Source organism: Granulicella sp. 5B5 (assembly GCF_014083945.1).
In the GTDB taxonomy this organism is placed as follows: Bacteria; Acidobacteriota; Terriglobia; order Terriglobales; family Acidobacteriaceae; genus Granulicella.
Window position 1 is genome coordinate 1120556 of the sequence record NZ_CP046444.1, and the last position, 17405, is coordinate 1137960.

Annotated in this window: 14 protein-coding genes; 8 read left to right on the forward strand and 6 right to left on the reverse strand. The window is 62.6% G+C overall.

From position 1 onward, the window contains the following. The first annotated feature begins 31 nt into the window (after positions 1-31). Both GOB94_RS04845 and GOB94_RS04850 read left to right on the forward strand, forming a co-directional pair. Positions 32-679: a nicotinamidase gene (locus GOB94_RS04845; RefSeq protein WP_182277749.1), complete on the forward strand. Its 648-nt coding sequence runs from the start codon at positions 32-34 to the stop codon at positions 677-679. Between the two features lie 142 nt (positions 680-821). Further along, the gene (locus tag GOB94_RS04850) at positions 822-1193 is read left to right on the forward strand and encodes a hypothetical protein (RefSeq protein WP_182277750.1); all 372 of its coding nucleotides are present in this window, start codon (positions 822-824) and stop codon (positions 1191-1193) included. Between the two features lie 130 nt (positions 1194-1323). Here the strand turns inward: GOB94_RS04850 and GOB94_RS04855 are convergent, their stop codons facing one another. Continuing rightward, positions 1324-1923 carry an HD domain-containing protein gene (locus GOB94_RS04855; protein WP_182277751.1) on the reverse strand — a complete coding sequence of 200 codons (600 nt, stop codon included), beginning with the start codon at positions 1921-1923 and terminating at the stop codon, positions 1324-1326. Between the two features lie 196 nt (positions 1924-2119). Here GOB94_RS04855 and GOB94_RS04860 point away from each other — a divergent pair, with 196 nt between their 5' ends. Both GOB94_RS04860 and uppS read left to right on the forward strand, forming a co-directional pair. Further along, positions 2120-2713: a helix-turn-helix transcriptional regulator gene (locus tag GOB94_RS04860; RefSeq protein ID WP_182277752.1), complete on the forward strand. Its 594-nt coding sequence runs from the start codon at positions 2120-2122 to the stop codon at positions 2711-2713. Positions 2714-2890: 177 nt separating this feature from the next. Further along, the gene (uppS, locus tag GOB94_RS04865) at positions 2891-3805 is read left to right on the forward strand and encodes a polyprenyl diphosphate synthase (protein WP_182277753.1); all 915 of its coding nucleotides are present in this window, start codon (positions 2891-2893) and stop codon (positions 3803-3805) included. A gap of 123 nt (positions 3806-3928) precedes the next feature. On the opposite strand, the gene GOB94_RS04870 is transcribed toward uppS, so the two are convergent. Continuing rightward, positions 3929-5785 carry a beta-L-arabinofuranosidase domain-containing protein gene (locus GOB94_RS04870; protein ID WP_182277754.1) on the reverse strand — a complete coding sequence of 619 codons (1857 nt, stop codon included), beginning with the start codon at positions 5783-5785 and terminating at the stop codon, positions 3929-3931. A 123-nt stretch (positions 5786-5908) separates the two neighbouring features. Here GOB94_RS04870 and GOB94_RS04875 point away from each other — a divergent pair, with 123 nt between their 5' ends. Continuing rightward, positions 5909-6754: a phosphatidate cytidylyltransferase gene (locus GOB94_RS04875; RefSeq protein ID WP_182277755.1), complete on the forward strand. Its 846-nt coding sequence runs from the start codon at positions 5909-5911 to the stop codon at positions 6752-6754. A gap of 81 nt (positions 6755-6835) precedes the next feature. Here GOB94_RS04875 and GOB94_RS04880 read toward each other — a convergent pair whose 3' ends face one another. After that, positions 6836-7819, reverse strand: a complete 984-nt coding sequence (locus GOB94_RS04880; protein ID WP_255484243.1) for a carboxypeptidase-like regulatory domain-containing protein — start codon at positions 7817-7819, stop codon at positions 6836-6838. A 208-nt stretch (positions 7820-8027) separates the two neighbouring features. Between GOB94_RS04880 and dxr the strand changes: the two genes are divergently transcribed. Further along, complete coding sequence (dxr, locus tag GOB94_RS04885; RefSeq protein ID WP_182277757.1) at positions 8028-9194, forward strand: 1-deoxy-D-xylulose-5-phosphate reductoisomerase; 1167 nt, start codon at positions 8028-8030, stop codon at positions 9192-9194. A gap of 15 nt (positions 9195-9209) precedes the next feature. After that, on the forward strand, positions 9210-10592 hold the full coding sequence (gene rseP, locus GOB94_RS04890; protein WP_182277758.1) for an RIP metalloprotease RseP: 1383 nt from the start codon (positions 9210-9212) through the stop codon (positions 10590-10592). A 125-nt stretch (positions 10593-10717) separates the two neighbouring features. On the opposite strand, the gene GOB94_RS04895 is transcribed toward rseP, so the two are convergent. Then, entirely contained in the window at positions 10718-12754 is a 2037-nt protein-coding gene (locus GOB94_RS04895) for a M13 family metallopeptidase (RefSeq protein WP_182277759.1), read from the reverse strand. Between the two features lie 198 nt (positions 12755-12952). Next, the gene (katG, locus tag GOB94_RS04900; protein WP_255484387.1) at positions 12953-15124 is read right to left on the reverse strand and encodes a catalase/peroxidase HPI; all 2172 of its coding nucleotides are present in this window, start codon (positions 15122-15124) and stop codon (positions 12953-12955) included. Positions 15125-15447: 323 nt separating this feature from the next. Here katG and GOB94_RS04905 point away from each other — a divergent pair, with 323 nt between their 5' ends. After that, positions 15448-16350, forward strand: coding sequence for a LysR substrate-binding domain-containing protein (locus GOB94_RS04905; protein ID WP_182277761.1), 903 nt, complete (start codon positions 15448-15450; stop codon positions 16348-16350). Here the strand turns inward: GOB94_RS04905 and GOB94_RS04910 are convergent. Then, complete coding sequence (locus GOB94_RS04910; RefSeq protein ID WP_255484244.1) at positions 16342-17256, reverse strand: Dyp-type peroxidase; 915 nt, start codon at positions 17254-17256, stop codon at positions 16342-16344. The two genes, GOB94_RS04905 and GOB94_RS04910, sit on opposite strands and share 9 nt — an antisense overlap. Positions 17257-17405 lie beyond the last annotated feature (149 nt).

Sequence of the window (17405 nt, forward strand, 5' to 3'; positions counted from 1 at the left end):
CCTTTTCTGCTACCGCTCTTACAATCAATGTATGAGCCGCACGCTCCCGCCCCTCACCCCGCACGACGCCCTCCTCGTCATCGACATGCAGAACGACTTCGTCTCCCCCGCTGGCGCACTCTCCGTCCGCGGGGGCGAGGAGATCATCCCCGGCATCAACGCCCTCGCCGCGCGCTTCCCCCACGTCATCCTCACCCAGGACTGGCATCCCCGCGGCCACATCTCCTTCGCCAGCACTCACGGTTTGCAACCCTTCACCGACACTGTCCAGGCCCCCTACGGTACGCAAACCCTCTGGCCCGACCATTGCATCCAGAACACCTCCGGCGCCGCCCTCCACTCAGCCCTCGACATCCCCAACACAGAGCTCATCCTCCGCAAAGGCTTCCGCAAAGACATCGACAGCTACTCCGCCTTCCTCGAAAACGACCGCACCACCCCCACCGGCCTCGCCGGCTACCTCCGCGAGCGCGGCCTCACCCGCCTCTTCTTCTGCGGCCTCGCCTACGACTTCTGCGTCGGCTTCTCCGCCATCGACGCCGTCCAGCATGGCTTCACCGCCATCGTCCTCCAAGACCTCGCCCGCGCCGTCGCCCTCCCTACCACCGTCGAAACCACCAACGACCGCTTCGCCGCCCTCAACATCCCCCGCATTCACGCCTCACATCTGGCCCTGTAGACTTGTCATCCTGAGCGCAGCGAAAGATCTGTTTCTACTGGGCCGTCACAAATCAGGTACCCCGAGGCTTCAGCCTCGGGTCTCATAACTCCCTTCAGACGAAAGGGGCTTTAGCCCCGGAACTGACTACCTCCCACCACCTATGCCCACCACCCCCGACACGCTCCTCCACCCCGATTGGCCCGAAGCCATCGCCACCGTCCTCGAGTGCCGCTACGATATGCGCGCCGGCCGCGCCATCGCCTTTGGCCTGCCGTCGGACAAGCACTACCGCATCCGCTACAACTACTTCGCCAACGGCACCCACCACGAAGGCGAGTTCTACTCCGCTACCGCCATCCCCCAGAACACCCTCTTCCCCATCCGCTACAACCCCGACCTACCCACCGACCACACCCACGACCTCGCCACACCCACCGTCCCGAACCCACGCCGAGCCACTCTCACCGTAGGCATCATCGGCTCAATCATCCTTTCGCTCGCGTGGCTCCTCATCCTCCATAGCTGCCACTAGGAAAGCTCTGAGCAAGTGTCTTATTTTGAAGGGGCGGGGCTTCAGTCCCGCCGTAAAGCCTCCGAAATCAATGCGGCTTTAGCCGCTGAGGGAACGCTGGCACACTTGTTCAGAGCTTCCCTGGACAGGACTACAACCCTAACTCCGACGCATGCCTCTGCATCGCGCTCAAACAATTCCCCACATGCTCCTCAATCGGAATTCCCAATAACTCCGCCCCACGAGTCATGTCCTCACGCTTCACCGCCCGCGCAAACGCCTTGTCCTTCATCTTCTTCTTCACGCCCGCCACTTCAACGTCCGCAATCGAACGAGTCGGCTTCACCAGCGCACAAGCCGTCAAAAACCCTGCAAGTTCATCACACGCAAAAAGCGACCGCTGCAGATGCGTCTCCGGCATCACCCCTGAGTAGTCCGCATGGGCCAGAATCGCCTGCAGAATCTCTTCCGGCCATCCTTGCTCCCGCAAAAACTTCACTCCCACAAACGGATGCTCCTCAGTCGAAGGATGCCGCTCATAGTCCATATCATGCAGCAGCCCCGCGCACCGATACATCTCCGCCAACCGCGCCGCCTCATCGCCAGTGAGCCCCAACCGCTCCGCCTCGCGTTGTCCATAGCTCTCCGTACACCGGGCCACGCTCAGCCCATGCTTCACCAGCGACTCCCCCAGCGTCCACTCCCGCAACAACCTCTCCGCCTCCACCGCCGACCAATCCATATCACTCATCTATTCCCTGCTCCCTATTCCCTGCCTGTTGTTTACCACTTTGGTTCCCTTACCCTTCTTACCACGTTTCTTGCCAAAATCTTCGGCATTCCTCTTGACTCTTTCAGTACCGGGTGTCAGTCTAGGTACATCATTGGCTTCTTCCCAGGCGCTAATGTACGGTGCCCCGCTCTGGCAGCCGTCCGCAACACACAACATGGCAACCATGATGGCGCCCGTCAGCGTAGCTGACATCCCTGTCTCAGCCCCCCAGCCAGCCGCAGCCCAACGTGAAGTCGTCCGCTGCGACCACTGCAAGCTCGTCCAGTTCCGCACCACAATCGACTGCTGCCGCCGCTGCAAGAAGTCCTTGCTGCCCGAGCCCCCCAAGGCCCAGCCAGCCATTGCACTCGTCGCCGAACCAGCATCCCCAGCCAAGCCAGAGACGCTCTCCGTGGCCACCGCCGTCCGCGACCTCCGCCACGCGCGCAACCTCTCGCAGCGCCAGCTCGCCGCGCGCATGAACGTGCCACGCACCTACATCTCCAAGATCGAAAACGGCAAGGCTATGCCCACGCTCTCCTCACTGGAGCGCCTCGCCCGCGCCCTGCAGGTCGATATCTCCGCCCTGCTCCGCGACGCCCCCACCCGCCACCAGGACGAGGCCGCCATCATCACCGCCGACCCGTTCCTCGCCGAGCTCGCCCGCTACAGCGCGCACCTCACCTCCACCCAGAAGTCCATCTTCATCAACCACGTCCGGGAGCTCGCCCAAAACTCCGGCCAGCTCCGCAACCGCCGCTCCGCCTAACCGACCCAGCGCGACCGAACTCCAGGCACCGCAGCTCCTCGTCTCTCCGTCGAGCCTCCGCTGCGGTGCCTCTCCGTTCCATCCCTCCTGACAACTCCGTCATCTCCTGCGCCCCAGTGGCTACCCCCTATTCCCTACTCCCTGCTTTTCCGCTATCGTCATTCTTGCGAGCTTCCATTGCGCGAAACCAACCCCATCCGCGGCTATCAGCGTTCCAACCGTGCTCATGAGCTCACGGCAGACGAGCGCGCCCTCTACGACACCCTCGACCTGGAGCGCATGCCCCAGCACGTGGCTGTGATTATGGACGGCAACGGCCGCTGGGCCGGCAAGCGCGCCCTCAAACGCTTCCTCGGCCACCAGCAGGGCGCTGAAAGCGTCCAGTACGTCGTCGAGACAGCCAGCCGCATCAACCTCCCCTGGCTCACCCTCTACGCCTTCTCCATCGAGAACAACCTTCGCCGCCCCGGCAACGAGGTCAGCTTCCTCATGAAGCTGCTCAAGAGCTACCTCATCTCCAACGTCAAGCGGATGAACGACAACAACATCCGCATGGCCTACATCGGCAGCACCCACGAGCTCCCCGCCGAAGTCCAGGACACCATGCAGTGGGCCGCCGAGCAGACCGCGAAAAATACCGGCACCACGCTCACCCTCGCGCTCAACTACGGCTCACGTTCGGAGATCGTCGACTCCGCGCGCTCCATCCTGCGCAAGCTCCTTGCCGAAGCCCGGCAACGCGGCATCTCCGTCGAAGACATGCTCGCAGCCGAAGGCGGCGACCTCGCCCTCGAGCACCGCATCGACGAAGACCAGATCAGCGCGAACCTCTACACCGCGCACATGCCCGACCCTGACCTGCTCATCCGCACCTCCGGCGAGCAGCGCATCTCCAACTTCCTGCTCTGGCAGATCGCCTACGCCGAGATCTTCGTCACCGACCGCCTCTGGCCCGACTTCCGCGGCCTCCACCTGCTCGAAGCCATCGCCGACTACCAGCACCGCGAGCGCCGCTTCGGCGGCCTCGGCGAATCCACCGACGAAGACCTCGCCGACACCCTCCCCACCGAAGCCGCCCTCGCGCGCCACTAGTAGCTTCGCTATTCGGAGTTGGGTGAGAGGCCCCTTCACCCGCGAAGCTCGCAGTATCTCGCCACAACCCAACGGACTCACCAGCAAAACTAGCAACAAAGCGCCTCACTTAGCCAAGGCTCGCTAGGTCAGCCGCAGATACGTCGAGTACCCCGCATCCCCCACCTCGACATACGGCACCATCCGCAGCGCGCCGCTCTCCGTTTGCACGCTCCACTCCGTCTTCGACAGCCGCTTCGCCGCCAGCGCCTGCTCACGCGTCACCTTCGGCTGCGCGATCACTCTGGACGGCATCACCGCCATCAGCACCAGCGGCCCACGCACAACAGCCGCCACATTCGGATGCAGCGTCTCGTCGGCCACGCCATTTGAAATCGCCTCCAGCCGCACCTTCGCCGGCAGCTCCATCTCCACACGATCGCCGCTCTTCCACACGCGATCCACCGTCGCGAAACCAAGTACTGGCTCAGCATCAACCTTCTTCCCATTCACCCGAATCTCCGCGCCCTCGCTCCACGCCGGCACGCGCAGCTTCAACGCGACACGCGTCGGCTTCGATGCCTTCACCCGCATCTCCACCACATCGGCAAACGGATACTCACCCACCTGCTCCAACTCCATCCGCGCGCCATCTTCGTCCCACCGCAGCACCGACGCAAAGTACTGGCTCACCCACACCGACCCCGGCCTGTTCGCACTCGCGCGCTCTCTAAAATAGCTGTTGATCCCATAGTCCATCGCCACCTGCGGCAGCGTTCCTGAACAGCACGGCCACACATTGGTCGAGTACACCCGCTTCCCCGCAAAGTTCACATCCTGATAGTAGAAAGCTGCGCCATCGCTCTGCAGTGGCAGCGAGCCCAACACCGTGTTCCACAACACGCGCTCCAGGCTGTCCCCATAGCTCCCATCGCGCGTCACGCGCAGCAGGTACCGCGTCAGCTTCATGTGCCCATAGGCTCCACACGGCGTCTCAAAGCCAGAGTGCGTCTTGCTCAGGCTCGTATACAGATCGTCAGACCCTGGCATCCGCAGCTGCTCATCCGGCCCCCACCCGCCCGTCGCAAAACTCTGCGCTTTCACCATCGCAAACCCGTTCTTCGCCGCTCGCAGATGCTTCTCACTCCCATCCACCAAATACGCCTGCATCGCCGACGACATCGCATTCACATGGCTGTACGCATGCTTGCCCGCAATCGCCGGTTCGTTCTCCGCCAGCAGGTCGAAGTACTCCGGATCATCCAGATACTGCCGCGCCATCGCGCGATACTCTGCGCCCGCACCTGCACTATAGGCCTTGTACAAATTCTCCGGCAGCGTATAGCTCTCATCCCACGTCCACGACTCGTCCTTGCTCAACGCACCGCGCCAGTTCACGCCGCGCTGCACCACATGCCCTGGCAGCTGCGGCGTCACTGCCGCCTTCGTTGCACCCATGATCTTCCACGCATCGGGATCTTTCGCAAACACGGCCGAGTCCACCAGCCCGCAGTTCAGTTTGTCGAACGTATACGCCGGGAACCGCGTCTTCTCATAAAACTTCGTCGTAATCGACTCCGCATACGCGCGATTGATCGCCAGCACTCTCTCCCGCGTCGTCACGTCGCCCGTCGCCGCATAGTACCGGCTCATCGCCGACACCCACTGCCCCATCGCATGTCCCGGACAAAAGCCCGTCTTCTGCCAGATCTTGTAGTTGAAGTCCGCGTTGTATGTGTACCACCCGCCAATATCATTCCCCGGCGCATCCAGCCCACCCATCAGCCTGTACGGCTTCACCAGGTCTTCCACCTTCAGCCCCATCAGCACCTCATGCGTATTCGCCCGCTGCGCCAGCACACGAGGCTCACGCATCTCCACCTGCGAGTACCCAACCTCTTCCAACGTCCCCGCCGCCGCATCCGCACCCCACGCCTTCCGCGTTAACGCCAGCCCAGCCGCGGCCGCACCACCCTGCACAAATCCACGCCGAGAAACCATCTCACATCACCTCGCGCCATCCATTCTGCTCCATCCACCCCACCTCACGCACCTGGCCGCCTTTCTACTCCCTACTCCATTCCCTACTCCCTGCCCTTCCTCCTGTATCCTCAACAGGGACCCATGAAGCGAATCCTCACCGCACTTGTACTCGTTGCCGCCGTCGCCGCTCTCATCTTCTTCGGCAAGCCCTGGATGCTGACCGTTGCGGCCGCCCTCGTCGCTGGCCTCGCTGCATGGGAGTTCCGCGGCTTCACCGTCTCCGGCGGTTGTCCCTTGCCCATCTGGTGGACCTTCACCGCCGTCGCGGCCTTCTTTCTCGCCGTCTTCTTCCAGCCCGACGACACCATCACCGTCGTCTCCACCGTCACGCTCATCCTCTTCGCCGTCGCCGCCTTCCGCACCTCCCTTGAGCGCGTCCTGTGGGAGACCGCCGGCGGCGTCCTGATGCTCATCTACGTCGCCTACCCGCTCACCCTCATCCCCAAAATTTTCAACGAGGAAAACGGCACCGCCATCTTGCTCTTCCTCTTCCTCTGCGTCTGGACCGGCGACATCGCAGCCCTCTACATCGGCAAACGCTTCGGCAAACACAAGCTCGCCCCGCAGCTCTCTCCCAACAAAACCTGGGAGGGCACCATCGCCTCGCTCCTCGGCTCGGTCATCGTCGGCATGGCGCTTATCTTCACCGGCGACTGGTTCAGCCAGCAGGGCTCCAGCTTCTCCGCCCTGCATACCACTGAGCCCTGGTGGTTCTTCATCATCCTCGCCCTCGTCCTCAACGCCGCCGCGCAGTTCGGAGACCTCCTCGAGTCCGCCCTCAAGCGCGGCGCCGGCGTCAAAGACTCAGGCACACTCCTCCCCGGCCACGGCGGCGTCCTCGACCGCATCGACGCCCTGTTAGTCGCCGCCCCTGTCCTCTGGCTCATCATCGCGGTCCGGCACTACTTCTCCCTCGGCAGTCTCTAAGAAACGTTCTTACACAAACAGAAGAGGCTGCCCGCAGGCAGCCTCTTCTAAATTCACGCTCTTCTTGCAAGAACACCCACCTTACTTCTGCCCGTGCGACGTCACCTTGCTCAGCAGAAACTCCTGCGCCAGCGCACTCAGCATGCGCCCGCCGGTATCGATCAGCGTCCCATTCACCACCAGGTGCGCCCCACGGTCCACTGGCGGGTAGTACACGTTCTCCAGTGCGCCCGAGAGCACATCGCCCCCAATGCTCGAGTAGTTGAACTCCGCCTTCCCGTTATCGCCGCGCGCAATAAACGGTGACTCGATCGCATGCAGCGCCCGCTCCTTCTTCGTTCCTGTGCCCTTGTAAAAATACCGCGGGTCCTGATGCAGCAGCGACGGCAGGATCGCTCCACCGATCATCACATCCGAAGCCGTGCCCGCATACGCTGCGCCATAGCGCTGCCCATATCCTTTCGCGCCCTGCACATATCCCGGCGTATCCGACGCCTGATAGATCCCCGCCACAAACGCCGAGCTCACCAGTGTCACCACATCCGTCGACGTACGCAACGCCAGCTTGAACTTCAGCTTCGTCGAAAGCGGCTGTGGGTCCGGCGAGTAACTCACATAAAAGTTCGGAATAACGCCCAGCACGCGCTGGTGCTCCTCAGCATGGACCTGCTCCACCGCCAACTGCTCCGTGGTCTCAGCCGTCACCGCCGTCACCACCGTCGAAACCTTCAACGGAATCTGCTTCAGGTCCAGGTACTGCCCTGGCTGCAACTGCACCGTCGAAGTCCACACACTGAACCCGTCTTCACTCACCGTCGCGCTGTACGGCACAGCGGGCTGCACGCCCGTCACCTGAAAGAAACCGCTCTCATCAGACTTGATCGCACGGCGGTCCTCCGGTGTAGGCCCCTGCAGTACCACTGTCGCTCCAGGAATTGCCGCTCCATCTGTATCGGTTACTGTTCCCGTCACCGTCCCGGTCTGCGGCGTCGGCGCGGACACCTGCACCTCCGCCGACGCTACTGTCATCACCGGCGCGGTCGCTTGCTGGCTCACTGCTGACACACACATCCCCATCAGCACAAAAAAAGAAATTAAATGTCTTGGATTCATAAGTGTTTTAACAACGCGAAGAAATCGCGATAAGCGTTCTCAGCTCTCCGTATATAGACGTATCCCAGCACGCCTCCGGTGCAAAAAGATGTGCTCGCACACCATTACTTCAGGCACACTCTCCACGTCTCGATCGCCTCGCTTCTGCGAAAATAGACAGGTGAAGAAGATCGCCCTGCTCGGTTCCACCGGCTCCATCGGCCAAAGCACTCTCTCCCTCTGCGAGTCCTATCCCGACCGCTTTCATCCCGTCACTCTCGCCGCAGGCTCCAACCTCGACGTCGCCTTCGCCCAGTGCGTCCGCTGGCGTCCGCAGCTCATCTCCATCGCCACTGAAGAGCTTGCAACCAAACTAACCACCAAGCTCCGCGAAGCCGGCATCACCGGCATCGAAGTCGTGCATGGCACTGCCGGCACCGTCCGCGTGGCCACGCACCCTGACGCCAACTTCGTCGTCTCCGCCATCGTCGGAGTCGCCGGGCTCGAAGCCACATACGCAGCCGTCCTCAGCGGAAAAACCGTCGGCCTCGCCAACAAGGAATGCCTCGTCGCCGCCGGCGACCTCATCCTCGCGGCCGCACGCGAGCGCAATGTAGACCTCCTCCCCATCGACTCCGAGCACAACGCCATCCACCAGTGCCTCCGCGGCGGCCAGCCCAATGAAGTCAAACAGATATGGCTCACCGCCTCCGGTGGTCCCTTTCGCAACACCCCGCTCGCCGACTTCGACCACATCACCCCCGCCCAGGCCCTCAAGCACCCCACCTGGGTCATGGGTCAGCGCATCACCGTCGATTCAGCCACCCTGCTGAACAAAGGCCTCGAGCTCATCGAAGCCTGCCGCCTCTTCAACCTCCCGCCTGAACGCGTCCGCGTCACCGTGCATCCCCAGTCCACCATCCACTCGCTCGTAGAATTCATCGACGGCAGCATCCTCGCGCAGATATCGGTCACCGACATGCGCCTGCCCATCCTCTATGCTCTGTCCTATCCCGACCGCATCGCCGTCGAGGGCAAAACCCCGCTCACCTTCGACCTCGCTGCATTGAGCCAATTGGACTTCCAGCCACCCGACTTCGAGCGCTTCCCTTGCCTCCGCCTCGCCTACCAGGCCGCCGGAGCCAGCCAGAACCACTGCATCGCCCTCAATGCCTCCGATGAAATCGCCGTCGACGCGTTCCTCAACGGAAAACTCCCCTTCCTCGGAATCCCGCGTACAATCGAGAAGGTGCTGGAAAACACTCCCACAGGCTCGCCCGCATCGATTCAGGAGGTCCTCTCTGCCGACCTCCGCGCCCGCGACCTCGCACGCACCTACCTCCCCTGACACTCCTGAGCACACATGAACCTCTTTCACCATCTCTCTGCCTCTCTCTCCCACGGGCTCTTTGTCGTGGTTCTCTTCGCCATCGTGCTCGGCATCATGGTGCTCGTCCATGAGTTCGGCCACTTCATCGTCGCCAAAATGTGCGGCGTCCGCATCGAGACCTTCGCCATCGGCTTCGGCACCCGCCTCTTCGGCTACGTCTACAACGGCACCGACTACTGCATCCGCGCCTTGCCCCTCGGCGGCTACGTCAAAATGGCAGGCGAGATGGGCGGCGACTCCGGCACCGGCGCGCCCGACGAGTTCACCTCCAAGACCCGCTTCCAGCGCATCCTCATCGCCCTCGCTGGCCCCGCCGCCAACTTCGCGCTGTCTGTCTTCCTCATGACCTGCGCGGCCCACTACCACCACGAGATCGACAAGTACCTCAACGGCCCCGCTCTCGTCGACTACGTGCCCACGCAGTCCGCTGCTGCTCAGGCTGGCCTCCACACCGGCGACACCATCACCCGCTTCAACAACGTCGTCAACCCCACCTGGGAGCAGATCCTCGACGAGACGGCCCTCAATCTCAACAGCGCCGTCCCCATCTCGTTCACGGACAACGGCCACACCGTCACCTCTAGCATTCACCTCAACGGCGGCGCCGACGGCGGCCTCACCTCCGACCCCCTCACGGACTCCGGCCTCATCCCGCAGCAGCAGGCCGAGCCCATCACCATCAACTCCGTTGCCAGCGGCACACCCGCCGCGGCCGCGGGCATCAAGCCCGACGACCAGATCGCCCGCATCAACGATCTCGCGCCGCACTCCCTCGACACGCTCCACGCCTATCTCAAGGACCAGAACGGCGCACCCGAGACCCTCAATCTCATCCGCAACGGCCAGCCGCTAACCATCCACGTCACTCCGGCGCTCGTCTCTGTAGACGCCTCCGGCAAGCAGTATCAGATCGGCGTCACCCTCAAGCCGCCACCGGTCGACGTCGTCCAGCTCCCCCTCGGCAAGTCCATCAAGGAGTCGCTGCAGGACAACGCCTCCAAGTCGCTTCTTCTCGTCCGCATCCTGCAGGGCCTCTTCACCCGCCACGTCTCCGTCAAGCAGATGTCCGGCCCCGTCGGCATCGCGCAGCAGATCGACATCGCCTTCCAGCTCGGCATCTGGCCGCTCGTTGAGATGACCAGCTTCATCTCCATCAACCTGGCCATCTTCAATCTCCTGCCCATCCCACCGCTCGACGGCGGCATGATCTTCTTCCTCCTCATCGAGAGCATCATGCGTCGCGACGTCAACCAGGAGCTCAAGGAGCGCGTCTACCAGATCGCCTTCGTCTGCATCCTCTGCATGTTCGTCTTCGTCATGTTCAACGACATCACCAGGCTCCACCTCGGCCACTAGCCACAATAACGCAATCAAAAGGGCGAACGACTACCAGTCGTTCGCCCTTTCTGCCTTTGTCTTTCTTCTTTGTCATTCCCGCAGGGAATCTGCTTCTCGCCCGCCCATCCTCTCGGTGCCCACAGCTACCAGAGCCGCACGCGGTCCTTCGGCGCAACATATAGCTTGTCGCCCGGCTTCACATCGAACGCGCTGTACCACGCATCGTTGTTGCGGACTTCGCCATTCACCCGCGGCTCTGCCGGTGGATGCGGATCATCCGCCAGTTGCTGCCGCAGCGCATCTTCGCGCCGCTTCGTACGCCAGACCTGCGCGCAGCTCAAAAAGAACCGCTGATCTCCCGTCGTGCCGTCGAGCACGGCCGCGGGCTGTCCGCTCAGCGAACGGTGATACGCATCGAGCGCAATCGCCACCCCGCCCATGTCCGCAATGTCCTCACCCAGCGTCAGCCTGCCGTTCACATGCACACCCGGCAGCGGTTCAAACGCAGAGTACTGCGCCGCCAGCTTGTCGGCCTGCACATTGAACTGTGCCGCGTCCTCTGCCGTCCACCAGTCGCGCAGTCGGCCCGTGTGGTCCACCTTGCGCCCCTGGTCATCGAACCCATGCGTCATCTCATGCCCAATCACCACCCCGATAGCGCCATAGTTCACCGCAGGATCAGCCGCGGGATCGAAGAACGGCGGTTGTAGAAACGCCGCCGGAAACACAATCGCATTCAGAGACCCTTCATTCATCGCAAAGTCGTCCTGCGGCAACAGGCCCCACGCCGCGCGGTCCGTCGGATGGTGCAACTGTTCGATCTGCTCATGCCAGTCCCACGCCCGGCCACGCTTCACATCTCCGTACAGGTCACCGCGTGTCACTGCAAACTCATACGTCCGCCAGCGCGACGGATAACCGACCTTGACGCCCATGGCATCCAGCTTGGCGATGGCCTCCTGCTTCGTCGCCGGAGACAGCCACACCGCATCCGCCAGCCGCGCACGGAACGCGCTCTTCAGGTTCGCCACCAGCTCCTCCATCGCCACCTTCGACGAAAGCGGGAAATACCGCTCCACATAGAGCCTGCCTACAGCCTCACCCAGCGCGTCATTCTCCACCTGCAGCGCTCGCTTCCAACGCGGCGTCAGCTCCTGTTGCCCCGAAAGATCGCGCTCATGCAGCTCGAACTCGCTCTGGACAAACGCACTCGGCAGCTCGGCCGACGCGTTCTGTGTCACCTCAAACGCCTCCCACGCCTTCATCGTCTCCAGCGGGGTGCCTGCAAACACGGCAGCGATCTTCGGCAGCGCGATGCTCGCCGTCACCACGAAATGCGTCTGGTCACTCACGCCCGCCGCAGCCAGAAAGCGTTGCACATCGAACCCGGCCATCATCGTCCGCAGCGCAGCCAGGTCGGCAGGGTGATAGAAGTCGCTCCGGTCGCGGTCTTGTTCCGCAGTCAGCAGCGCCTGCGCCAGCTCCGTCTCAAAGCTCACGACATCTTTCGCCTCAGCGTCTGCATCCGGCCACTTCGCCAACGTCAGCATCCGCGCCACGTAGCTCTGGTACGTCGCCTTCTTCTCTGCAAACCGTGCGTCAAGATAGTACTCACGCCCCGGCAGTCCCAGTTGTTCCGTCTCGCCCACAATCAGCGCATAGTGCGTCGGGTCTTGAAAGTCAGGCTCTGTATGGATATCGAACACCGAAGCCCCAAACCCATTGCGCGACGCCCCCATGTACGCGGCCATCTCTGCCTTCGACTGGATCGCCCGCACTCGTGCAAGGTCCGCCTCCAGAGGCTTCGTGCCGACCCGCTCGATCGTCTTCTCATCCATAAACGCCGCATACAGCGCCGCGACTCTCCGGTCATCCGCCGTCGGCCCAGGATGAGCGACCTGCTCCTCAATCAGCCCGCGAATTCGCCCCTCCGTCAACGCCGCCGTCTCGGATGTCAGTCCATACCCGGTGTGGTCCGCCGGAATCACAAGATGTTGCAGGTACGTGCCATTCGCATACTGGAAGAAGTTGTCCCCGGGCCTGATCGCTCCATCTTCCCCACTCGGATCGAATCCCCACTTGCCATACTTCGCTGGCGTCCTGGCTGGACTGACGCTCTGCGCCTGCAAAACCGGCACAACAGCCATCACGATCAGCATCGGTACACACTTCCACTTCATTGAAATCACGTCTTCTCCGGGCCCATAAACTGCGCGGCAATCAAGATCGCCGCAGCCTTTATCTACGCTCCAATCCGGAGTTTTGTTCCACGCGCCTCCACGCTCTCTGCGCCTCAAACGCAGAACAGCCTCGACAGCGCATCGGCATTACCGATGCCCCATCGAGGCTGTTCTTCCTACAACCGTTAGCTCGCGATACTACGCCAGGTCGAAGCGGTCCAGGTTCATCACCTTGGTCCACGCCGCAACAAAGTCCTTCACGAACTTCGCCTGCGCATCGCTGCTGCCGTAGACCTCGGCCACCGCACGCAACTGCGCGTTGGAGCCGAATACGAGATCGACGACAGTGCCCTTCCACTTCAGGTCGCCGCTCGCACGGTCCAGCCCTTCCAGCACAGCAGCATCGGTCGCCGACTTCTGCCACTTCGTGCCCATGTCCAGCAGGTTCACAAAGTAGTCGTTCGTCAGCGCCTCGGGCTGCTTGGTGAACACGCCATACTCGGTGTGCCCATAGTTCGCATTCAGCGCGCGCAGTCCGCCGATCAGCACCGTCATCTCCGGGGCCGTCAGCGTCAGCAGGTTCGCCTTGTCCAGCAGCAGCTCTGCCGCATAAGGCTCATGCCCCTTGCGCAGGTAGTTGCGGAAGCCATCGGCAATCGGCTCCAGCGGCGCAAACGAGTGAACGTCCGTCTGCTCCTGCGTCGCGTCCGTGCGTCCCGGTGCGAACGGCACCTTCACGTCCTGGCCGGCCTTCTTCGCAGCGGCTTCCACCGCAGCGCTGCCACCCAGCACGATCACGTCCGCCAACGAGATCTTCTTCCCTCCTGTCAGCCCTGCGTTGAACTCCTTCTGCACCGCCTCCAGCTTGTCCAGGATCGTCGCCAGCTCAGCCGGCTGGTTCACCTCCCAGTACCGCTGTGGTGCCAGCCGGACGCGAGCACCGTTCGCTCCACCGCGCTTGTCGCTGCCGCGGAACGTCGAAGCCGAAGCCCACGCCGTCGACACCAGCTGCGGAACCGTCAGCCCCGAAGCCAGGATCTTGGCCTTCAGCGCCTCCACATCCGCCGCGTCTACCAGCGCATGGTCCACCGCTGGAACAGGGTCCTGCCAGATCAGCGTCTCCTTCGGCACCAACGGCCCAAGGTAGCGCGCCACCGGGCCCATATCGCGATGCGTCAGCTTGAACCAAGCCTTCGCAAACGCATCCGCAAACTCCGCCGGGTTGTCCCGATAGCGCCGCGAGATCTTCTCAAACTCCGGATCGAACCGCAGCGCCAGGTCCGACGTCAACATCATCGGCTCATGCTTCTTCGCTGTGTCATACGCATCCGGCACCATCTCATCTGACGCGACCCCGCCCTTCGGCTTCCACTGGTGCGCGCCCGCGGGGCTCTTCGTCAGCTCCCACTCATACTTGAACAGGTTGTCCAGGAACTCACTGTCCCAGCGCGCCGGATGGCTCGTCCATATGACCTCCAGCCCGCTCGTGATGGCGTTGCTGCCCACGCCGTTGCCCAGGCTGTTCTTCCAGCCCAGTCCCTGCTGTTCAATCGGAGCGCCTTCAGGCTCAGGCCCCACATACTTGCTCGGGTCGCCCGCGCCATGCGTCTTGCCGAAAGCATGTCCGCCCGCAATCAGCGCCACCGTCTCTTCATCGTTCATCGCCATCCGCGCAAACGTCTCGCGAATGTCGCGCCCTGAAGCGATCGGGTCGGGGTTGCCGTCCGGGCCTTCCGGGTTCACATAGATCAGGCCCATCTGCACCGCTGCCAAGGGATTATCCAGCTGACGGTCGCCTTTGTACCGCTTATTGCCCAGCCACGTCGTCTCCGGCCCCCAGTACGTCTGGTCCGGCTCCCACGCATCTTCGCGACCACCCGCAAAGCCATACGTCTTGAAGCCCATCGACTCCAGTGCAACATTGCCCGTCAGAACAATCAGGTCAGCCCACGAAATCTTCCGCCCATACTTCTGCTTGATCGGCCAGATCAGCCGCCGCGCCTTGTCCAGGCTCACATTGTCCGGCCAGCTGTTCAGCGGAGCGAACCGCTGCATGCCCATGCCCGCGCCGCCGCGTCCATCGGCGATGCGGTACGTGCCCGCGCTGTGCCACGCCATGCGGATGAACAGCGGCCCATAGTGCCCAAAGTCCGCCGGCCACCACTCCTGCGACGTCGTCATCACCGCATGCAGGTCCTTGATCACCGCATCCAGGTCCAGCGTCTTGAACTCCTCGGCATAGTTGAACGACTCGCCCATCGGGTCCGACTGTGGAGAGTGCTGATGCAGCAGATTCACATTCAGCTGCTTCGGCCACCAGACAGCATTGGCCATCGCTCCCGCGGCACTCGGCATCATGTCGCCATGCATCACTGGACACTTCCCTGCAGCCTGGCCTTCATTGCCGGGCAGCGGCTCACCTACAGCGTGGTCGAATTGCTTTTCCATTTCTTTCTTCTCCTTCAAACCGGTTAAGAGCTGACGAGCTGCGGACTATGTTTGGCTTCTCGATCCAGCAAACGCCGTCAGCCGCGCCTGCCGATCCGTGACGATCTACCTCCGTCACCTCACCCCTGTCGTCAAAAATAGCCCTCATGCAACGATAAGTAAAATCAATTGCTTCTACGATGACGATTCGCTTGCTCTATCATCATCCCAGCGGCTTACTCATACACCCGCCGCGTCAACACACTATGAACCTGCAGGAACTCCGCTATCTCGTCGCCGTCGCCCAGCACCGCCACTTCGGCCGCGCCGCCGAAGCCTGCAACGTCAGCCAGCCCACCCTCAGCAGCCAGATCCGTAAGCTCGAGCGCGAGCTCGGCGTCACGCTCCTCGAGCGCACCAACAAGCGCGTCGACATGACCCCCGCCGGTACCCAGATCCTCGCCCACGCCCAGCGCACCCTCACCGAAGCCGCACAGATCGAAGCCGTCGCCCGCGCCGCCCGCGACCCGCTCGTCGGAGCCCTCAAACTCGGCGTCATCCCCACGCTCGCGCCCTACCTCATGCCGCTCATCCTGCGCCCGCTCAAGGCCGCCTACCCCGGCCTCACCATCGAGCTATGGGAAGACCAGACCCGCTCCCTCATCGAAGGCCTCCGCAACCACCGCCTCGACGCCGCTCTCCTCGCCACCGAAGCCGACTCACCCGAGATCACCGAGATCGCCCTCTTCGACGAGCCGCTCCTCGCCGCCCTTCCACTCGATCATCCGCAGGCCTCGCGCAAAAAAGTCGACGAAGAAAAACTCGCCGCCGAAATCCTCGTCCTCGCCGACGGCCACTGCCTCTCCAACCAGACACTCTCCATCTGCGGCGCCAAGCGCGCCACCCCCATCAGCGCCCTCCAGAGCGGCATGCACGCCGCCACGCTCGAAACCCTCGTCAACCTCGTCGCCGCCGGCTACGGAGCCACACTCATCCCCGCCCTCGCTGCACCCTCGCTCGGACAACGTGGCATCGCCCTCCGCCCACTCACCGGCAAGTCGTCGCGCACCATCCGCCTCGCCAGCCGCCCCGGATTCCCCCGCGCTCAGGCTCTCCGCGCTCTCGAAAAAGTCATCCGCACCGCCGCCCGCAAAGTCGGCTTAGCGTAGCCGCAGCAGGCTCTCCACCGACGGCACAAAGTAATACGACCCCGTCAGCGGCTCCGTGTACTTCGTCAGCGCATCCCGAGTCCCATTCACCAGCCCCGCCATGCTCTCCAGCATCTTCGCCAGCCGCGTCTGGTCTGCGCTGAACCCCACGAACACCGTGCCGTGGTCATCCACCTTGCCATACGGCATGTTGCGCCGAAAGATGTTCCCAAACACATCCTGGTCCGTCCGCGCCACATGCGAGTAGGCCGGCTTGTTCTCCATCTCGATGCTGTCCGCCTTGCTGCGCCCCATCACGAGCTCCTGCTGCGCCACCGGCAACGCCTCCCACTCCGCTACCTTGTGCTTCCACTTCTGCAGCAGCAGCACCGAACCCGCCGCCCCCGGAACCCCTTCCGGCAACAACGCGTCTGCCGGAGCCTCCAGCAGCGTCGGGTTCTCCGACCCATCGATAAACCCCGTCAGGTCGCGATCATGCCGATACGCCCAGCTCGACGTCTCCTCCGCCAGCCTCGCCTGCCCCGCAAGGTCCTGGATCACCGACCGCGCCATATCGAAGACCACGTCATACGCACTGCCCGACATCCACACCAGCGCATCATGCTGCGTGCTCGGCATCACAAACCCCTCGACGCCCTCGATGTCCTTGTTGAACCCCTCCACACCCACCGGGGCATCCTCCGGAACCATCTCGCGCCAAAGCTCCGGCCTGAATCCGATCACAAAGTTCACACCACCCGTAGTCGTCCGCGGCTCACGAATAGCAGCAATGGTAGAAGCAAACTGTTTACACCCCTTCGCATCCAGAAGATCAAACTCCAGATACGCATGAGAAGAAGTTCCAAGAGCAAAGATTCCAGCCTGCGCCGTATACATGCGGAAATTATAGCCACCGCCCAGCACCACAGCGACACCTCACCCCCCCCCACATCCACAACACATCCACAACACGCCCACAGCAGCCTCAGACAAGCGAACAAGAACGTCTTTCCAAGCGAGCACAAAGTTTACTTCCGACAAGCCGACTTATCGTTACTAATCAGGTGCCGACGAGC

Bases quoted from the DNA above. Each gene is read 5' to 3' on its own strand.
- GOB94_RS04870 (WP_182277754.1), bottom strand. From the start codon at position 5,785: ATGGTTTCTCGGCGTGGATTTGTGCAGGGTGGTGCGGCCGCGGCTGGG.
- GOB94_RS04875 (WP_182277755.1), top strand. From the start codon at position 5,909: ATGAAGCGAATCCTCACCGCACTTGTACTCGTTGCCGCCGTCGCCGCT.
- GOB94_RS04905 (WP_182277761.1), top strand. From the start codon at position 15,448: ATGAACCTGCAGGAACTCCGCTATCTCGTCGCCGTCGCCCAGCACCGC.
- GOB94_RS04855 (WP_182277751.1), bottom strand. From the start codon at position 1,923: ATGAGTGATATGGATTGGTCGGCGGTGGAGGCGGAGAGGTTGTTGCGG.
- rseP (WP_182277758.1), top strand. From the start codon at position 9,210: ATGAACCTCTTTCACCATCTCTCTGCCTCTCTCTCCCACGGGCTCTTT.
- GOB94_RS04895 (WP_182277759.1), bottom strand. From the start codon at position 12,754: ATGAAGTGGAAGTGTGTACCGATGCTGATCGTGATGGCTGTTGTGCCG.
- GOB94_RS04860 (WP_182277752.1), top strand. From the start codon at position 2,120: ATGGCAACCATGATGGCGCCCGTCAGCGTAGCTGACATCCCTGTCTCA.
- GOB94_RS04845 (WP_182277749.1), top strand. From the start codon at position 32: ATGAGCCGCACGCTCCCGCCCCTCACCCCGCACGACGCCCTCCTCGTC.
- GOB94_RS04850 (WP_182277750.1), top strand. From the start codon at position 822: ATGCCCACCACCCCCGACACGCTCCTCCACCCCGATTGGCCCGAAGCC.
- katG (WP_255484387.1), bottom strand. From the start codon at position 15,124: ATGCATGGCGACATGATGCCGAGTGCCGCGGGAGCGATGGCCAATGCT.